This is a genomic window from Tepidibacillus infernus, assembly GCF_048898065.1.
GTDB classification, from domain to species: domain Bacteria; phylum Bacillota; class Bacilli; order Tepidibacillales; family Tepidibacillaceae; genus Tepidibacillus_B; species Tepidibacillus_B infernus.
Window position 1 is genome coordinate 626,962 of the sequence record NZ_JBLWFI010000001.1, and the last position, 15,320, is coordinate 642,281.

General features: G+C 37.8%; 16 protein-coding genes. 10 read left to right on the forward strand and 6 right to left on the reverse strand.

All coding sequences use genetic code 11. From position 1 onward, the window contains the following. Positions 1 to 30: 30 nt before the first annotated feature. The 9 genes from TEPIDINF_RS03200 to ltrA all read left to right on the forward strand — a co-directional run bounded on the left by TEPIDINF_RS03200 (position 31) and on the right by ltrA (position 9,476). Positions 31 to 261 (forward strand): 4Fe-4S dicluster domain-containing protein, encoded by a 231-nt coding sequence (locus TEPIDINF_RS03200; protein WP_069797554.1) that lies wholly within the window; start codon positions 31 to 33, stop codon positions 259 to 261. 25 nt (positions 262 to 286) lie between these two features. After that, positions 287 to 1,348, forward strand: a complete 1,062-nt coding sequence (locus tag TEPIDINF_RS03205) for a 3-methyl-2-oxobutanoate dehydrogenase subunit VorB (protein ID WP_421691349.1) — start codon at positions 287 to 289, stop codon at positions 1,346 to 1,348. Next, positions 1,348 to 2,097, forward strand: a complete 750-nt coding sequence (locus TEPIDINF_RS03210) for a thiamine pyrophosphate-dependent enzyme (RefSeq protein WP_421691350.1) — start codon at positions 1,348 to 1,350, stop codon at positions 2,095 to 2,097. Before TEPIDINF_RS03205 ends, TEPIDINF_RS03210 begins: the two co-directional genes overlap by 1 nt. Position 2,098: 1 nt before the next feature. Then, positions 2,099 to 2,638: a 2-oxoacid:acceptor oxidoreductase family protein gene (locus TEPIDINF_RS03215; protein WP_069797550.1), complete on the forward strand. Its 540-nt coding sequence runs from the start codon at positions 2,099 to 2,101 to the stop codon at positions 2,636 to 2,638. A 200-nt stretch (positions 2,639 to 2,838) separates the two neighbouring features. After that, positions 2,839 to 4,266, forward strand: a complete 1,428-nt coding sequence (gene lpdA, locus TEPIDINF_RS03220) for a dihydrolipoyl dehydrogenase (RefSeq protein WP_069797546.1) — start codon at positions 2,839 to 2,841, stop codon at positions 4,264 to 4,266. A gap of 27 nt (positions 4,267 to 4,293) precedes the next feature. Next, positions 4,294 to 5,286 carry a thiamine pyrophosphate-dependent dehydrogenase E1 component subunit alpha gene (locus tag TEPIDINF_RS03225; RefSeq protein ID WP_421692135.1) on the forward strand — a complete coding sequence of 331 codons (993 nt, stop codon included), beginning with the start codon at positions 4,294 to 4,296 and terminating at the stop codon, positions 5,284 to 5,286. Positions 5,287 to 5,300: 14 nt separating this feature from the next. Continuing rightward, entirely contained in the window at positions 5,301 to 6,284 is a 984-nt protein-coding gene (locus TEPIDINF_RS03230) for an alpha-ketoacid dehydrogenase subunit beta (protein ID WP_068723678.1), read from the forward strand. A 14-nt stretch (positions 6,285 to 6,298) separates the two neighbouring features. Further along, the gene (locus TEPIDINF_RS03235; RefSeq protein WP_068723680.1) at positions 6,299 to 7,609 is read left to right on the forward strand and encodes a dihydrolipoamide acetyltransferase family protein; all 1,311 of its coding nucleotides are present in this window, start codon (positions 6,299 to 6,301) and stop codon (positions 7,607 to 7,609) included. A gap of 457 nt (positions 7,610 to 8,066) precedes the next feature. Next, positions 8,067 to 9,476, forward strand: a complete 1,410-nt coding sequence (gene ltrA, locus TEPIDINF_RS03240; RefSeq protein ID WP_421691351.1) for a group II intron reverse transcriptase/maturase — start codon at positions 8,067 to 8,069, stop codon at positions 9,474 to 9,476. A 93-nt stretch (positions 9,477 to 9,569) separates the two neighbouring features. Here the strand turns inward: ltrA and TEPIDINF_RS03245 are convergent, their stop codons facing one another. Together TEPIDINF_RS03245 and TEPIDINF_RS03250 are read right to left on the reverse strand one after the other, a co-directional pair. After that, complete coding sequence (locus TEPIDINF_RS03245) at positions 9,570 to 11,117, reverse strand: MDR family MFS transporter (RefSeq protein WP_068723682.1); 1,548 nt, start codon at positions 11,115 to 11,117, stop codon at positions 9,570 to 9,572. 162 nt (positions 11,118 to 11,279) lie between these two features. Continuing rightward, on the reverse strand, positions 11,280 to 11,918 hold the full coding sequence (locus tag TEPIDINF_RS03250; RefSeq protein ID WP_421691352.1) for a hypothetical protein: 639 nt from the start codon (positions 11,916 to 11,918) through the stop codon (positions 11,280 to 11,282). 217 nt (positions 11,919 to 12,135) lie between these two features. Here TEPIDINF_RS03250 and TEPIDINF_RS03255 point away from each other — a divergent pair, with 217 nt between their 5' ends. Continuing rightward, positions 12,136 to 12,876, forward strand: coding sequence for a hypothetical protein (locus TEPIDINF_RS03255; RefSeq protein WP_068723690.1), 741 nt, complete (start codon positions 12,136 to 12,138; stop codon positions 12,874 to 12,876). Positions 12,877 to 12,909: 33 nt separating this feature from the next. On the opposite strand, the gene TEPIDINF_RS03260 is transcribed toward TEPIDINF_RS03255, so the two are convergent. From TEPIDINF_RS03260 to TEPIDINF_RS03275, 4 genes are all read right to left on the reverse strand, one after another. After that, positions 12,910 to 13,242, reverse strand: coding sequence for a hypothetical protein (locus TEPIDINF_RS03260; RefSeq protein ID WP_068723693.1), 333 nt, complete (start codon positions 13,240 to 13,242; stop codon positions 12,910 to 12,912). Positions 13,243 to 13,469: 227 nt separating this feature from the next. Continuing rightward, entirely contained in the window at positions 13,470 to 13,700 is a 231-nt protein-coding gene (locus TEPIDINF_RS03265; protein WP_068723695.1) for a hypothetical protein, read from the reverse strand. A gap of 5 nt (positions 13,701 to 13,705) precedes the next feature. Continuing rightward, a complete protein-coding gene (locus TEPIDINF_RS03270; RefSeq protein WP_082732368.1) occupies positions 13,706 to 13,867 on the reverse strand; it encodes a YvrJ family protein in 162 nt (53 codons plus the stop codon). Beyond that, positions 13,864 to 14,691 (reverse strand): sigma-70 family RNA polymerase sigma factor, encoded by an 828-nt coding sequence (locus tag TEPIDINF_RS03275; RefSeq protein ID WP_421691353.1) that lies wholly within the window; start codon positions 14,689 to 14,691, stop codon positions 13,864 to 13,866. The genes TEPIDINF_RS03270 and TEPIDINF_RS03275 overlap by 4 nt, the downstream gene beginning before the upstream one ends. Positions 14,692 to 15,320 lie beyond the last annotated feature (629 nt).

Sequence of the window (15,320 nt, forward strand, 5' to 3'; positions counted from 1 at the left end):
AAAAATAGAGTAAATTAGGGGGTGGGTTTTATGGAAAAACGTGTTGTTTTTAACGAAGATTTGTGCAAGGGTTGTAGTTTGTGTGTCTCAGTATGTCCAAAAGATATTATTTTCTTAGCTGATCATTTAAACGGGAAAGGGTATCGCCCAGCAACTGTAGTAGACCAAGAAGCATGTATTAGTTGTGTAGCATGTGGGCGGATTTGTCCTGATGGGGTCATCACCGTTTATCGTCCAGAAAGAAAAAAGACAGCATCCTAAATGATCAGTTAAAGGGGGAAAAAACATGGGGAAAGTGTTAATGAAAGGGAATGAAGTGATCGCAGAAGCAGCAGTGCATGCAAATTGTAAATATTTCTTTGGATATCCAATTACACCTCAAAGTGAACTTGTTGCATATATGGCAAAACGATTGCCAGAGGTAGGTGGATTATTTTTACAAGCAGAAAGTGAAGTTGCAGCGATCAATATGGTGTATGGTGCTGCAAGTGCTGGAGTTAGAGTGATGACTTCCTCATCAAGTCCTGGGGTAAGTCTAAAGCAAGAAGGAATTTCTTATTTGGTTGGTTCAGAACTACCTGCGGTCATTGTGAATGTCATGCGTGGTGGACCTGGGTTAGGAAGCATTCAGCCTTCTCAATCTGACTATTTTCAAGCTACAAAAGGAGGCGGTCATGGCGACTATCGTATCCCTGTTTTAGCACCGGCAACATTACAAGAAATCGTTGATTTAATGCAAGATGCCTTTGACATTGCAGATCGTTACCGTACGCCTGTTATTCTGATGGGAGATGGAATGTTAGGGCAAATGATGGAACCGGTTGAATTTATAGAAAGACAGCCAGTGGAGCTACCGGCAAAAGATTGGGCTACAACTGGCACACGTGGGGATGGGGGACCGAAAATCGTCAACTCTCTTCGTCTTGATCCAGAGGAATTAGAAAAGCACAATCAACATCTTCAATTGAAATATTCAAAGATCAAAGAGAAAGAAGTTAGGTTTGAAAAATATTTAACTGATGATGCAGAGCATATTGTTGTTGCCTATGGTACCGTTTCAAGGATTGCAAAAAATGCGATTCAAAAGGCTAGAAATAAAGGAGTTAAGGTAGGAATGATTCGTCCTATTTCCTTATGGCCATTCCCTGAACAACCTTTTATAGAGACAAGAGAAAAAGTAAAATCTTATTTAACGGTAGAGATGAGTGCAGGGCAGATGGTAGAAGATGTTCGCCTAGCAGTCAATGGATATCGACCTGTTCATTTCTACGGAAGAACAGGTGGAATGGTACCAAGTCAAGACGAAATCTTCCAAAAGATCATTGAAATAGCTGGGGGTGAGCAATAATGGAATTAATTTTTGAAAAAACAAAAGGTTTAACAGATAAGCCAACCCATTATTGTCCAGGTTGTACTCATGGGGTGATTCATCGACTCGTTGGTGAAGTACTTGAAGAAATGGAGATCTTAGAAGATTCTGTAGGTGTGGCCTCTGTTGGCTGTTCTGTTCTTTCTTATGAGTACTTTAACTGCGACATGACTCAAGCAGCTCATGGTCGTGCTCCAGCAGTTGCTACAGGATTGAAACGAGTTTTGCCAAAAGATCGTATTGTCTTTACCTATCAGGGCGATGGTGACCTTGCTTCAATCGGTATGGCGGAGATCGTTCATGCTGCAGCACGGGGAGAAAATATTACCGTCATTTTTGTGAATAATGCGATCTATGGTATGACTGGTGGACAGATGGCACCCACCTCATTGGTTGGTCAAAAGACAGCCACTTCACCATTTGGAAGAGATGTAAGTTTACAAGGTGCTCCTATTCGTGTTTCCGAATTATTGGCCACTTTGGATGGCGCAGCCTATATTGAACGAGTTTCTACCCATGATGTTCCACATATCATAAAAGCAAAAAAAGCTATTCGTAAAGCATTTGAAATACAGAAAAAAGGATTAGGCTTTTCCATGGTTGAAGTTCTATCAACCTGTCCAACAAACTGGGGGTTAGATCCAGAAGAATCTTTAAATTGGGTAAAAGAACAAATGGTACCTGTATACCCTCTTGGCATTTATAAAAATATTGAGGGAGGGAAATAAGATGTTACACGAAATCATTATCGCTGGATTTGGTGGGCAAGGTGTGATGTCGATGGGGCAACTTTTGGCTTATGCCGGAATGATTGAAAATAAGCATGTTTCCTGGTTACCTTCCTATGGACCTGAGCAACGAGGTGGTACAGCGAATGTTTCAGTCATTATTAGTGATGAGCCTGTTGGTTCTCCAGTTATTTCCCACCCAACAACAGCAATTGTTCTAAACAAACCGTCTTTTGATAAATTTGAACCGCTTGTGATCCCAGGTGGGGTCTTAATTGTAAACAGCTCGTTAATCGATGTTAAATCAACTAGACAAGATATAACGATCATCGAAGTATCTGCATCGGAATTAGCCAATGAAATGGGAGAACCTAAGGTTGCTAACTCTATTATTTTAGGGGCCTTTTTAGAAATTTCAAAAGCTGTAAGTCCTGAGTCGGTCATTGAATCTCTAAAAAAGGTTCTTCCCGAAAGAAGACACAATTTAATTCCAGTGAATCAATTAGCTCTAGAAAAAGGAGCACAAATCGTAAATAACTAAATCATCATCTCTGAATGCTTTTTGGATTACTTTAGCTACTAGTCTATCATTTTGTAGGCTAGTAGTTTTTTTATAAAAATTAAATTTTGTTTACACTTTTTGCTTGTGTACTTTTAAGAGCTTTTATAAAATGATACTGAATCTAAATAAAATATATAAATAAAGAATTTAAAGGGCAAATGGGAAGGAAGATGAAAGAAATGTCAGAGCAAAAACAATTTGATGTAGTATTCTTGGGAGCAGGTCCTGGCGGATATGTTGCAGCGATTCGTGCTGCACAGTTAGGTTTAAATGTCGCTGTTGTGGAAAAAGATAAAGTAGGGGGGACCTGTTTACATCGGGGCTGTATACCAAGTAAATCCTTTTTACGTAGTGCGGAAATCTATCGAAATGCAAAAGAGGGAGAAGAATTTGGTGTTGTAGTAGAGCATGTTACACTTAACTTTGAACAAGTGCAAGCAAGAAAACGTAAAGTAGTAGAGCAACTAACAAAAGGAATCGAGCATCTTTTCAAGAAAAATAATGTTACTTTGGTAGAAGGGTTCGGCCGTATTATGGGACCTTCGATCTTTTCACCACTAAGTGGAACAATTTCGGTAGAAAAAGCCAATGGGGAAAACGAATTGCTAGCAACAAAACATGTCATTATCGCTACTGGCTCTCGTCCGAGAACATTACCTGGTTTACATATTGATGGAAAGTTTATTATGACGAGTGATGAGGCATTAGAGATGACAGAACTTCCAAAATCGATGATTATCATTGGTGGCGGAGTCATTGGTATGGAATGGGCATCCCTTTTAACTGATTTTGGCGTAGAAGTGACGGTAGTTGAGTTTTTACCACGTATTTTACCTCTTGAAGATGGCGAAATTAGTAAAGATATGACTCGTGTCATGAAAAAGCGTAAGGTCAAAATCCATACAGATACAAGGGTTTTACCTGAAACAGTAAAAATTGTTGATGGACATGTAGAATTAGAGGCTCAAAAGGGAGATAAGACGATCCAACTTTCAGCTGACAAAGTACTTGTTTCTGTTGGACGACAAGCAAATGTTGAAGGAATTGGACTAGAAAATACTGAAATAAAAGTTGAAAGAGGAGTTATTCAAGTAAATGAATATTTCCAAACTGCGGAATCACATATTTACGCAATTGGTGATGTTATTGGTGGTTTACAGCTAGCTCATGTTGCATCACATGAGGGGATTATAGCTGTTGAACATATAGCGGGCAAGAATCCTAAACCATTAGATTATTTGGCTGTTTCCAAATGTACCTTTACCTCTCCTGAAGTTGCTAGTGTAGGGATGACAGAGGAAGAGGCGATAGAAAAAGGTTATGAAGTAAAAGTGGGTAAATTCCAATTTAGAGGAATTGGGAAAGCATTAGTTCATGGAGAAGTAGATGGTTTCGTAAAATTAGTTGCAGATAAAAATACAGGGGATCTTCTAGGGGTTCATATGATTGGGCCACATGTAACAGACATGATCTCTGAAGCAGGGTTAGCAAAAGTATTAGATGCAACTCCATGGGAGATTGCACATACCATTCATCCACATCCAACCTTATCTGAAGCTGTAATGGAAGCTGCTCTAGATGTTGATGGCAAAGCGATTCATGCCTAGAACATAATAAAGGGGCTGTTTGATTTGATTCAACCAAACTCCCATCAGCACTTGGGATTAAGTCAACAAAATGTTCTAGATATGTATTATTACATGCTTTTAACCAGAAAAATTGATGAAAGAATGTGGCTATTAAATCGGGCTGGGAAAATTCCTTTCGTCATTTCATGTCAGGGACAAGAGGCGGCGCAGGTGGGGGCTGCGTTCGCCTTAAACAAACAAAAGGATTATACTTTACCTTACTACCGGGATATGGGTGTTGTCCTAGTGCTAGGTATGACCGCAAAGGATTTGATGTTGTCTGCATTTGCCAAAGCAGAAGATCCGAATAGTGGTGGTCGTCAAATGCCTGGACATTTTAGTAGCAAACCACTCAATATCGTGACTGGATCTAGTCCAGTTACTACTCAATTGCCACATGCTGTTGGTATCGCCTTAGCAGCTAAAATGAATCAAGAAGAATTGGTATCGTTTACAACGCTAGGCGAAGGTTCAACAAATCAGGGTGATTTTCATGAAGCCCTCAACTTTGCTGGAGTTCATCAATTACCCGTTATTTTCATGGTTGAAAATAATAAATATGCAATAAGTGTACCTCTAAAAAAACAGATCCCAACTGAGAATATTGCTGTTCGGGGAGCTGGTTATGGCATGCCAGGTTTCACAGTAGATGGCAATAATCCTTTAGAGGTTTATCAAGTGGTTCATGAAGCTAGACAGAGAGCTATTCGGGGGGAAGGACCAACACTGATTGAAGCTGTAACATATCGCCTTGTTCCACATTCTAGTGATGACGATGATCGAAGCTATCGTTCAAGAGAAGAAGTGGAAGAGGCGAAAAAAAATGATCCGATTCTACTATTTCAACAGTATTTATATGATTCGGGTTTGTTAAACGATCAGTTACATCAAGAAATCATGGAACGTGTCAACAAAGAGGTCAATGAGGCGACGGATTGTGCCGAGAAAGCTGCATATCCAGATCCAGAGACTATTCTTTTACACGTTTATGAAGAGTAGGGGGTTGGATCCTGATGGCTATGTTAACCTATATAGAAGCAGTAACTCAAGCATTACGTGAAGAAATGAAGAGAGATCAAAAAGTTTTTGTTTTAGGTGAAGATGTAGGAGTACGTGGTGGTGTATTTCGTGCAACAAATGGATTATATGAGGAATTTGGGGAACAACGGGTATTAGATACACCTTTGGCTGAGTCAGCAATCGTTGGTGTGGCTATTGGGGCTGCATTGTATGGAATGAGACCTGTTGCAGAAATTCAATTTGCTGATTTTATCTTTCCTGCGGCAAACCAAATTATTAGTGAAGCGGCAAAAATCCGGTACCGTTCCAATAATGACTGGCATGTTCCTTTAGTGATCCGTGCCCCTTATGGAGGAGGAGTTCATGGGGCCTTATACCACTCACAAAGTGTTGAGGCAGTATTTAGTAATGTACCTGGTCTAAAAATAGTCGCTCCATCTACACCATATGATGTCAAAGGACTTTTAAAATCCGCTATTCGAGATAACGACCCTGTACTATTCTTTGAGCATAAACGTTTATATCGTCTGATTAAAGGAGAAGTACCTGAAGAAGATTATACTTTGCCAATTGGGAAAGCAGAACTGAAGCGAGAAGGTCATGATGTCACAGTCATTACCTATGGTTTAATGGTTCAATATGCCCTTCAAGCTGCTGAAAGTCTTGAGAAAGAAGGTATCAGCATTCATCTTCTAGACTTACGTACTCTTCAACCATTAGATAAAGAAGCAATCATTGAAGCGACAAAACGGACAGGAAAAGTATTAATTATTCATGAAGATAACAAGACTGGTGGAATTGGTGGAGAAGTTTCGGCGATCATTGCTGAAGAAGCTTTATTTGAACTTGATGCACCAATAAAACGTCTGACTGGAATTGATATTCCTGCCATGCCGTATAGTCCACCTTTAGAAAAAGCATTTATGCTGACCCCAGAAAAGATTGCAAAATCAATCAAAGAATTAGCTGAATTTTAAAGGAGGTGGAATAGATGGCAACTAAAGTATTAATGCCTCAGTTAGGCGAAAGTGTCACAGAAGGAACGATCACTAAATGGCTAAAAAAGGTTGGCGAGCAAGTTGCTCTTTATGAGCCTTTATGCGAGGTAGAAACAGATAAAGTTAATGCAGAAGTTCCAGCGACTGTAGCTGGTATAGTGACCGAAATCGCCGTTGAAGAAGGAACAACTATTGCGGTTGGCCATTTAATTTGCTATATCCAAGAAGATGAAGCTATTTCACCTGAATCAATAGATGGTATTGAACAAACTTTAGAAAACCCTGTTCAATCCGAAATAGTCCAGTCTAAAGCCCAGCCAAATGAAAATCAAGGGATAAAACATGCAGGAAAAATTCGCTATTCTCCAGCAGTGATGAGGCTTGCACAAGAAAACAATATTGACTTTACCAGAATAAAAGGAACAGGTTTGGAAGGACGTATTACTAGAAAAGATGTCCTACAATATATTGAAAATAACAATAAGCAGGAAGTATTAAATGATTCACCATCAATGATTGAGTCAGCTGAGTTAACAACTGGATCAAATGTTGATTTTACTTCTCCTATTATACAAACAACTCCTATTTCAAACGGAATTGATCATGGAGATCAGGTAATGAAGGTTAACACTGTAAGGAGAACCATTGCGAAACGAATGGTGCAAAGTAAACATGAGGCTCCTCACGCTTGGTTAACTGTAGAAGCTGATGTAACAGAACTAGTAAATTACCGAAATAGCATCAAGAAAGAACTTATACAAAAAGAAGGATTCAACCTTACCTTTCTACCATTTTTTATTAAAGCGGTCGTTGAATCGATCAAAGAATATCCCATTTTAAATTCAGTATGGGACGAAGATCAAATTATTTTAAAGAAAAATATTAATATCTCGATTGCAGTGGCTACAGAGGATGCTTTATTTGTTCCAGTTATCCATGATGCCGATCAAAAAAGTATTTATGGGCTGGCTAAGCAAATTGATCAATTAGTTAAAAAGACCAAAGCTGGAAAATTAACGATGGATGATATGCAAGGTGGAACCTTTACAGTGAATAATACTGGAGCGATAGGATCTGTTTTATCAGCACCGATTATTAATCATCCCCAAGCAGGGATTATTACGATGGAATCTATTGTAAAAAGGCCAGTAGTGATTGAGGATATGCTTGCAATTCGTTCTATGGTAAATCTTTGTATGTCGTTCGATCATCGAATTATAGATGGGTTCATTGCAGGTCGCTTCATTCAGAATGTAAAATCAAAGCTAGAATCGTTAGGGAAAAATAAGGTTTCCATTTATTAGTAGGATTGGTTATATGCAAAAGGATAGCAATTTGTCTGCTATCCTTTTTGTTGTGGTGCGCCACGCATGGCGATTAACTAGGCGGTGAAAGTCCGCTATGGGGGTATGTAGCGACCAACCATTAGCTTAAGGCAAGGGTGTCCATCGCGAGGTGGAATCTGAAGGAAGCCGGCGGCAAAGTTCTGACCCGAGGAACACGAACAATATTAGGCGCAAAACGTGGGGTAAGACTGCCTGACAAGTCAAAGCCCAAAAGCTACACGGACACGTCAGCGTAAATGTTGCGGGTACATGGAATGAAAGTGAATCGTCTTACCGTGGGAGGCCTCACGGACGGGTGGAAACGGAGTATGAAACCCGGTTGAAACAAGATTTGTCGTGAGGAGTCAGCCGAAGCCATAGTACAGAGGTGTTCTAGACACCGAAGGAAGGGCCGAACCAAAGGAGGTGTGGGTCAATGAAAGTTACTGAAAGTGGCAATTTAAAACACAGACAACTTTCTTTTGAAGACTATCTGCAAATGGTATCTGCGGAACAGAGAGAGTATGCAGAAGTGTGTGCGCCACCAAAGATGACCGAAACCGACAACACCAACACAAACGAGCAGACAGAGAGACTGATGGAGAAAATCCTCAACGCCGAAAACCTCAATCGAGCCTATAAACAAGTGAAAAGGAATAAAGGTGCAGGTGGAATTGACGGCATGCAGGTGGATGAACTTCTACCCTTCCTGAAAGAACACAAGGACGAACTCCTGAAATCCCTCTGGGACGGAAAATACCGTCCAAAACCCGTGCGGCGGGTTGAAATACCCAAAGAGAACGGACAGACCAGAAAATTAGGAATACCGACCGTCGTGGACAGGTTAATCCAACAAGCGATAACTCAAGTGCTGTCACCCATTTTCGAGAAGCAGTTTTCAGACAACAGCTACGGCTTCCGACCGAAGCGAAGCGCACATGATGCCCTGCGGAGATGCCAAGCTCATATTACAGACGGTTATAAATACGTAGTCGATATGGACTTGGAAAAGTATTTCGATACGGTAAACCAAAGCAAGCTGATTCAGATTTTGTCGGAGACGATAAAAGATGGGCGGATCATATCGCTAATCCATAAATTCCTGAAAGCAGGAGTTATGGATGGCGGGATGTTTGAAGAAAGTCCAGAGGGTGTACCACAGGGCGGCCCCCTAAGCCCCTTACTTGGCAACATTATGCTCAACGAATGCGACCACGAGCTGGAAAAGCGGGGACACCGCTTTGTACGCTATGCAGATGACATGATGATTTTCTGCAAAAGCAAGAAAGCGGCAAAGCGAACGCTCGACCACATCCTCCCGTATATTGAGGGAAGGTTATTCCTGAGAGTTAACAGGGAGAAAACGAAGGTATCGCATGTAAATTACGTCAAGTATCTGGGATATAGTTTCTACATCTACAGAGGAGAAGGGCGGTTAAGAATCCATCCCAAAAGCATTCAGAAACTTAAGGACAAAATCCGGGAAGTTACTGGGCGCAGCAACGGAATGGGAATCGAAGAACGAAGAACCAAACTCAATCAAGTAGTGCGAGGCTGGACAAATTACTTCAAACTGGCGGATGCAAAGAATCTGCTCAGTAGTTTAGACGAGTGGCTGAGAAGTCGCATACGAATGGTGACCTGGAAACGATGGAAACGAATCCGGACACGCTTTGAAAACCTCAAGAAGGCAGGCGTGAGTGAGGAGCAAGCGTGGATGTGGGCGAATACAAGAAAAGGCTATTGGCGTACTGCTCATAGCCCTATCTTGACAAAAGCCCTATCTAACGAGCGATTTAAGCGAGCTGGATATCTTAGTTTTAGTGAGTGTTATTCTGCGAAGTGACGTGTAAACTTTGGAAGCGCCGTATACCGAACGGTACGTACGGTGCTGTGGGAGGTCGGCTGGTCAAATAAGGGCCAGCCTCCTACCCGATTCTTAAGCTTTACTTAAATTCTCACTAACTGGTGATTTTTCCTCAACAGATAAAGATTGAGCACTACCTCGTGGAATGATGAACCATGCCGTGATAAGTGCCAAAAAGGAGAGGACAAAGGCTGTCCACATCGTGTTATGAATCGAATTTGCTAAGAAAGTAGCCATCCGATCTAAGATATCTGGAGGAATCAAAGCGGCTTGGTCTCCTTCAAAAACACCTTGAGATTGTTCAATTTGCTGTAGTAATTCTGTAGGTAGCTTACCCTGATTTTGTAGAATAAAGAATTCTACTTGTGGCTTCATATTCATCGTTAAAACAGATCCGAGAATGGTCACACCAAGCGTTGCACCAATACTTCTTGCAAACATTTGGCTTGATGTTGCTAGTCCACGCTGTTCAAAAGTAACAGCACTCTGGACGGCAACAGCAAATGTAGTCATCGCTAATCCAAGTCCACCACCTAAGATGAACATCGAAACAAGAACATAAACATAAGATGTATTGACACCTACTTGTGCAAGCATGAAACCAGAAATTGTCATTAAAGAGGCGCCAAACAAAATCGGTAATCGATAACCATTCTTAAGAATCAGGCGACTAGCAACAATGGAGAAAAGACTCCAACCAATCACTTGGGGAGTGATACTAAGTCCAGCTTGTGTAGCACTTGTTCCGAGAACACCTTGAACATATAACGGAACGAACTGGATAGAGCCAAACATTCCAATCCCCATTAAGAAAGCTGTGAGATTGCTTGAACCAATGATTTTAATCTTAAAAAGGGATAATGGAATAAAAGGTTCTTTTGCTTTTTGTTCCACATAGATAAATAGAACAAGTAAGATAAGTGATAACCCAAAGAATGAATCCGTGATGATATGAAACCAACCGTAACGGCTAACAAGCAATGTACCATAAAGGAACATTACAATACTTGTGGAAAGCAAGGTTACGCCAAGAATATCAATTTTATGGGTATGTTTAGTCGTCTTCTGTTTGGGGAGAAAAATCGCAACTAATGTAATGACCAATATTCCAATCGGAAGATTTAAATAAAAAAGCCATCTCCAGGAGAAGTGATCTACAATAAAACCACCAATAAAAGGACCTATAATAGCAGATAATCCCCATATGCTTGAAAACAATCCTTGAACCTTTGCTCTTTGTTCTAGTGTGAACATGTCTCCAGCAATTGTCAATGCAAGGGGGAGAACACCACCAGCGCCTAATCCTTGGATTCCTCTAAATAAAACCAATTGAACCATTGTATTTGCTTGTCCACTTAATGCGGAACCTAGCACAAACAATGTCACTGCAATAATAAACATCACCTTACGTCCATACATATCTGCCAATTTACCATAAATCGGCACAGTTGTTGTATTGGTCAACATAAAGGCTGAAAATACCCAGCTATATAATGAAAAACCACCTAAAGCACCAACAATCGTCGGCATTGCTGCATTGACAATGGTGGCCTCCATTGCTGCAAGGAACATGCCAATCATGATTGCAAATGTTAGAATCTTACGCTGATAAGAAGACATAGATAACCTCCATTTCTAAAAGTAAAAATACAATATATTATTATGTGCTTTTTCTGGCTAAACATCAATAATCAAAGGTTTTTAAAACAGCATATCCCATCGTAATAAATTTTATAGATAAAAAAGAAGATTTCCCAAGTAACTGGAAAATCTTTAAACCCACTATGATTCATTAACGAATCGTATATGTTTGATGACTTCAAGAAATGTTGGGAGTACTTTATCTACGTTTCTTTGGAAGTATCGGAACTTAACAATCGTTCCTTGGTTCTTATCGTGTTGATAAAAAAAGAAATCGTTCCTGACCCCATTCTCATTAATTGTTGAAAATAGATATTCATCGAATATCATGAGATTTTTATCTTTTGTGAGAGGTGATCTAACTAATTCCTCTATAGCAAATTCTTCGGCTATTTCTCTATTGACTATGTTAGAATCAATGGGACGTATAGAAATAAATTCAGCAATACTAAACCCAAATTCATTACCATCTTCAAACATATTTTCTTTTAGTATTTTCGGAACATATAAACCATATGAAGTAAATTTAACTTTTTTAAATTCGGCAGGTTCTATTTTTCCCTCAATGGTGATATTAATACTTTTTTCTCCATTGTATGCCGCATAATCAAATAGTTTTTGTTTCATCATTTCATTTTCTATGTTTTTTTCTTCTATTTTTACTTTCTTTGTTTCTTCTATTGATTCTTTAGGTTTTTGATTTATCTCTTTTTGTTCAAAACTACCATTTTGACAACCAACTAAAAAAATGAAAAATAGAATAAATACTAACTTTTTCACATAAATACCTCCTCTAGAATAATTTACATGAAAGAAGACCAAGTGTAAAGTAACACTGGTCTTCTTTCGTTATGATTATTAAATAATTCTATGGTGAAAGGTTTATCAACGTTTACCAAAGGTATGATAATTGCTAATTAAAGTTAAATATATAGAAGGATTTTATTTATTTTATAAGAATACATGAATATACTGGTAAAAGAGGTGATCTTAAATAATGAGAAATTTTATTGTTAAAGGTTTATTAGGATTTTTATGGAGTGCTTTGTTAAGTATCATCACAATGCTAGTCATATGGATTATTTTCAAAGATAAGAAGGACATTGGAACAATTGCCATGTACTTTTTTTATACTTCCTTTATTTATTTGGCTATTGGAATAGCAAATACAATAGGAACCTATAGAGCAAGAGGGGATTTTAATTACCAACAAGCTAGAACGATTTCGAGCCAATCAGGCCTTGAACGGTCAAGAGAAGATATATTAGCAATAAGTAAATTCTATCGTTTATCTTCCATAATGTATACTGTTGGCTTAATTTTATTTTTAACTAGTTATTTTATCCTATCTGGGTATGAACCAAACTTGTCAAAACTAAAACCACCATTGCCAACAGTTACGGTTAATGAAAGGGAAATACCTGTGACACTAAGAGATTATTCAGTTCGCCAATATGGGATGGAATATCGTAATGTAGAACTTTCAACAGAAGAGATAGCTAAAAGTATAATTCCAACGAAAGTTGATCCTCATTCCAAATTAGTTGTTAAATTCAATGAAGAACCAAAGCGGATTTTTATAGGTCAATTAAATCAACCTTTTGGATTAGATAGAATGGTTGAAAATATGGTGTTTCTTTCAAAAGAAGAAGGAAAATATATTTACGAACTCCATGTAGAATGGGACGAAAAGAATGCCAATTATGTTCTTGTTGTTCAAATAGATAGTAGTAAATAATAGGACTTGGAAAGGATCCAAGCCCTTGAAAAATTAACCAGCTGCACGACAATTTCCATCAGATGTACAGAATTGGTAGCCCGGTAAGGTTGAACTATCTGTGTAATAAATCAAATTTGAATCAACTTCAAATAGATAGAGACTACTAATGTTACCGTAACCTTTAATAGCCCCTTCAGTACAATAGTCTGTGATTGCTCCTCCAAAATGAGGCCAGCCTCCACAAATAAATCGTTCTCCACAATCACATTGGTACCAACCTACTAAAGAATCGATTTCTTGACCAGTATCAGCATCAACCACAGAACAGTCTCCTCTTGACAACATTTTATGATTTCCATAGATAGGACATGGTGCAATAGCCATTTTAGATCATCCTTTCCCTTTTTATTTTCCAACAGAAGGAGTATAAAGAGTAATGGTTCACCCCTAACCATACTCTTTGTTCTGTCTATTATATAAAGGGGATTGAAAGTCAAAAATAACAACCATAGTTTCAAAAAAGATTGAAAAAAATAAAAAAATCTGATTCAGAAGTTTCCAAATCAGATTTAAATTATAATAAAGTAGGTCTTATTTGTATGCAAATGTCTTTACATAATTCTACGGTGAAATTCTTCAAAGTCGGGCACCTCATCTAACTTATATTTTTTTGCTGTTAAAAAAATCTTCAAAAATAGTTCTTGTCGAAGATCTTCTCTATCGTTATAATTGGCTTGGTTTAATAAACGATTGACTTTTGGCTCTAATTGATGAATAAATTTGATTAAAGACGAATCGTTTCCATCTTGGACTTCTCTTATCAATTGATATAACTCGCTCAACCTATTCACCTACCCGATGTATATTCCCGGATAGCTTGTCCCAGTTGATCGATACTTTGTCTTAAGGTATCAATTTTCTTTTCAAACCGTATTAACAAATAAATAGCGATTACGATAGGGAAGCCAACATTGCCAATAGCATTATACCATTCGCTTGCTTCGTTCATGTTCTCACCCCCATGGCTTTTCTAATCTTTTCTAATGCAGTCTTTCTTGTTTTGGAAACAGCTTGTTGGGATACATTTAGCACCATTGCAATCTCGACATCTTTTAGCAATTTGACAAAGGAGAGGTAAAGGATTTTTTGTTGATGATTCGTAAGCTGTTTAAAAGCTTGATATAGATGATCGTCGGATAAATAGGAATCCAACGAATCTAACCCATCTATATCTTCTAAACTAATGGTTTCTGTATCTGCAATCGTATCAAGTAATGTGGTTTCACGATCATTACCGATAGGTTGTTCAAGGATCAATGCTTCCCTTTTATGGTGTTGGGACCGTTTTTTACTAAATGTGATGGCTTCGAAATATAGAATCTGATTAAGATAAACCTTAAAACGATATTCGAAATAAAATTCTTTAAACAATTGATTCAGCGATTCTGTATAGTATTTGTCGTTGAAGAGAGATAAAACAAAAACATTCAGATGAATTTCTTCTTCAAGAAAACGTGAAAAGAGATGATTTTGGTTGAATTCTGGATTTTTTATTAGATAATAGTCTAGTTTTTGTTTTAAAAAGGGAAAACGATTTAACTTGAAAAACTTCTTTTTCATGTTAATTTCTTTCGCTTCTAAGTATTCATGGTAAATCTTAATTCCAATCGTTTCGATATCAGATGCAATGAATATGGGATTGTTATTGTCCGAAGGGATAGGTTGAATTTGATTAAAATACACTAACTCTTCAATGTCTACAAAATCTTTTATTGGTAATTCTGGATGGGAAAAATATCCTTTAATTGTATAAAAATCCTTTTTCATATTCATTTCACCTCCAATATAAGGGAAAATATCCTTTTATTTATTTCTATCATAGATGTTTATATATATTAAAGAGTCATTAGAATGAAAAAATACAACCATTCGTCGAACAAATTTGAAAAAACAGTTCTATTTTACATTGTCAGAGGAAGTAGGGAAAAATATTTATGGAAATACAAAAAATGGAATATTATAAGATTGTTGTTGGATACTAGCAAATCTTAGATTCTTATTACTCATAATTGTTTTTACCTCGTTTGAACAATGGGGAGATTTTGGAAAGAAATATTTACCAAATCAATATTTGCCATTATATAATTACATAACCATGGATGATAACATAGATTTTAAAAAAGAATCTTTAATCTTTCTAAGTTCTGTTGGTGCAAAAACTTGGTATAATCTATCTTTAGCGTCAGTAAAAAAAATACTAATCGTTAATAATGAACTAAACTAAGTAATTTGGAAAATATTTATCAGAATGATAAGGATTCAAAGGTGAACAGAATCTCAAAATTAACAAACTGGACATAAATAAAGATGTCCAGTTAGCTAACATAGTTGGGTATAATTTTCCGATAAAAACTTCAGTCCAATTTTGAATATTGAAATGAAGTTTCTAAACGATCAAAATT

What these genes read in the sequence shown, in the direction of transcription:
- TEPIDINF_RS03255 (WP_068723690.1), top strand. Translation starts at nt 12,136, where the DNA reads ATGAGAAATTTTATTGTTAAAGGTTTATTAGGATTTTTATGGAGTGCT.
- TEPIDINF_RS03205 (WP_421691349.1), top strand. Translation starts at nt 287, where the DNA reads ATGGGGAAAGTGTTAATGAAAGGGAATGAAGTGATCGCAGAAGCAGCA.
- lpdA (WP_069797546.1), top strand. Translation starts at nt 2,839, where the DNA reads ATGTCAGAGCAAAAACAATTTGATGTAGTATTCTTGGGAGCAGGTCCT.
- TEPIDINF_RS03270 (WP_082732368.1), bottom strand. Translation starts at nt 13,867, where the DNA reads ATGAACGAAGCAAGCGAATGGTATAATGCTATTGGCAATGTTGGCTTC.
- TEPIDINF_RS03260 (WP_068723693.1), bottom strand. Translation starts at nt 13,242, where the DNA reads ATGGCTATTGCACCATGTCCTATCTATGGAAATCATAAAATGTTGTCA.
- TEPIDINF_RS03235 (WP_068723680.1), top strand. Translation starts at nt 6,299, where the DNA reads ATGGCAACTAAAGTATTAATGCCTCAGTTAGGCGAAAGTGTCACAGAA.
- TEPIDINF_RS03230 (WP_068723678.1), top strand. Translation starts at nt 5,301, where the DNA reads ATGGCTATGTTAACCTATATAGAAGCAGTAACTCAAGCATTACGTGAA.
- TEPIDINF_RS03200 (WP_069797554.1), top strand. Translation starts at nt 31, where the DNA reads ATGGAAAAACGTGTTGTTTTTAACGAAGATTTGTGCAAGGGTTGTAGT.
- TEPIDINF_RS03215 (WP_069797550.1), top strand. Translation starts at nt 2,099, where the DNA reads ATGTTACACGAAATCATTATCGCTGGATTTGGTGGGCAAGGTGTGATG.
- ltrA (WP_421691351.1), top strand. Translation starts at nt 8,067, where the DNA reads ATGAAAGTTACTGAAAGTGGCAATTTAAAACACAGACAACTTTCTTTT.
- TEPIDINF_RS03245 (WP_068723682.1), bottom strand. Translation starts at nt 11,117, where the DNA reads ATGTCTTCTTATCAGCGTAAGATTCTAACATTTGCAATCATGATTGGC.
- TEPIDINF_RS03275 (WP_421691353.1), bottom strand. Translation starts at nt 14,691, where the DNA reads ATGAATATGAAAAAGGATTTTTATACAATTAAAGGATATTTTTCCCAT.
- TEPIDINF_RS03210 (WP_421691350.1), top strand. Translation starts at nt 1,348, where the DNA reads ATGGAATTAATTTTTGAAAAAACAAAAGGTTTAACAGATAAGCCAACC.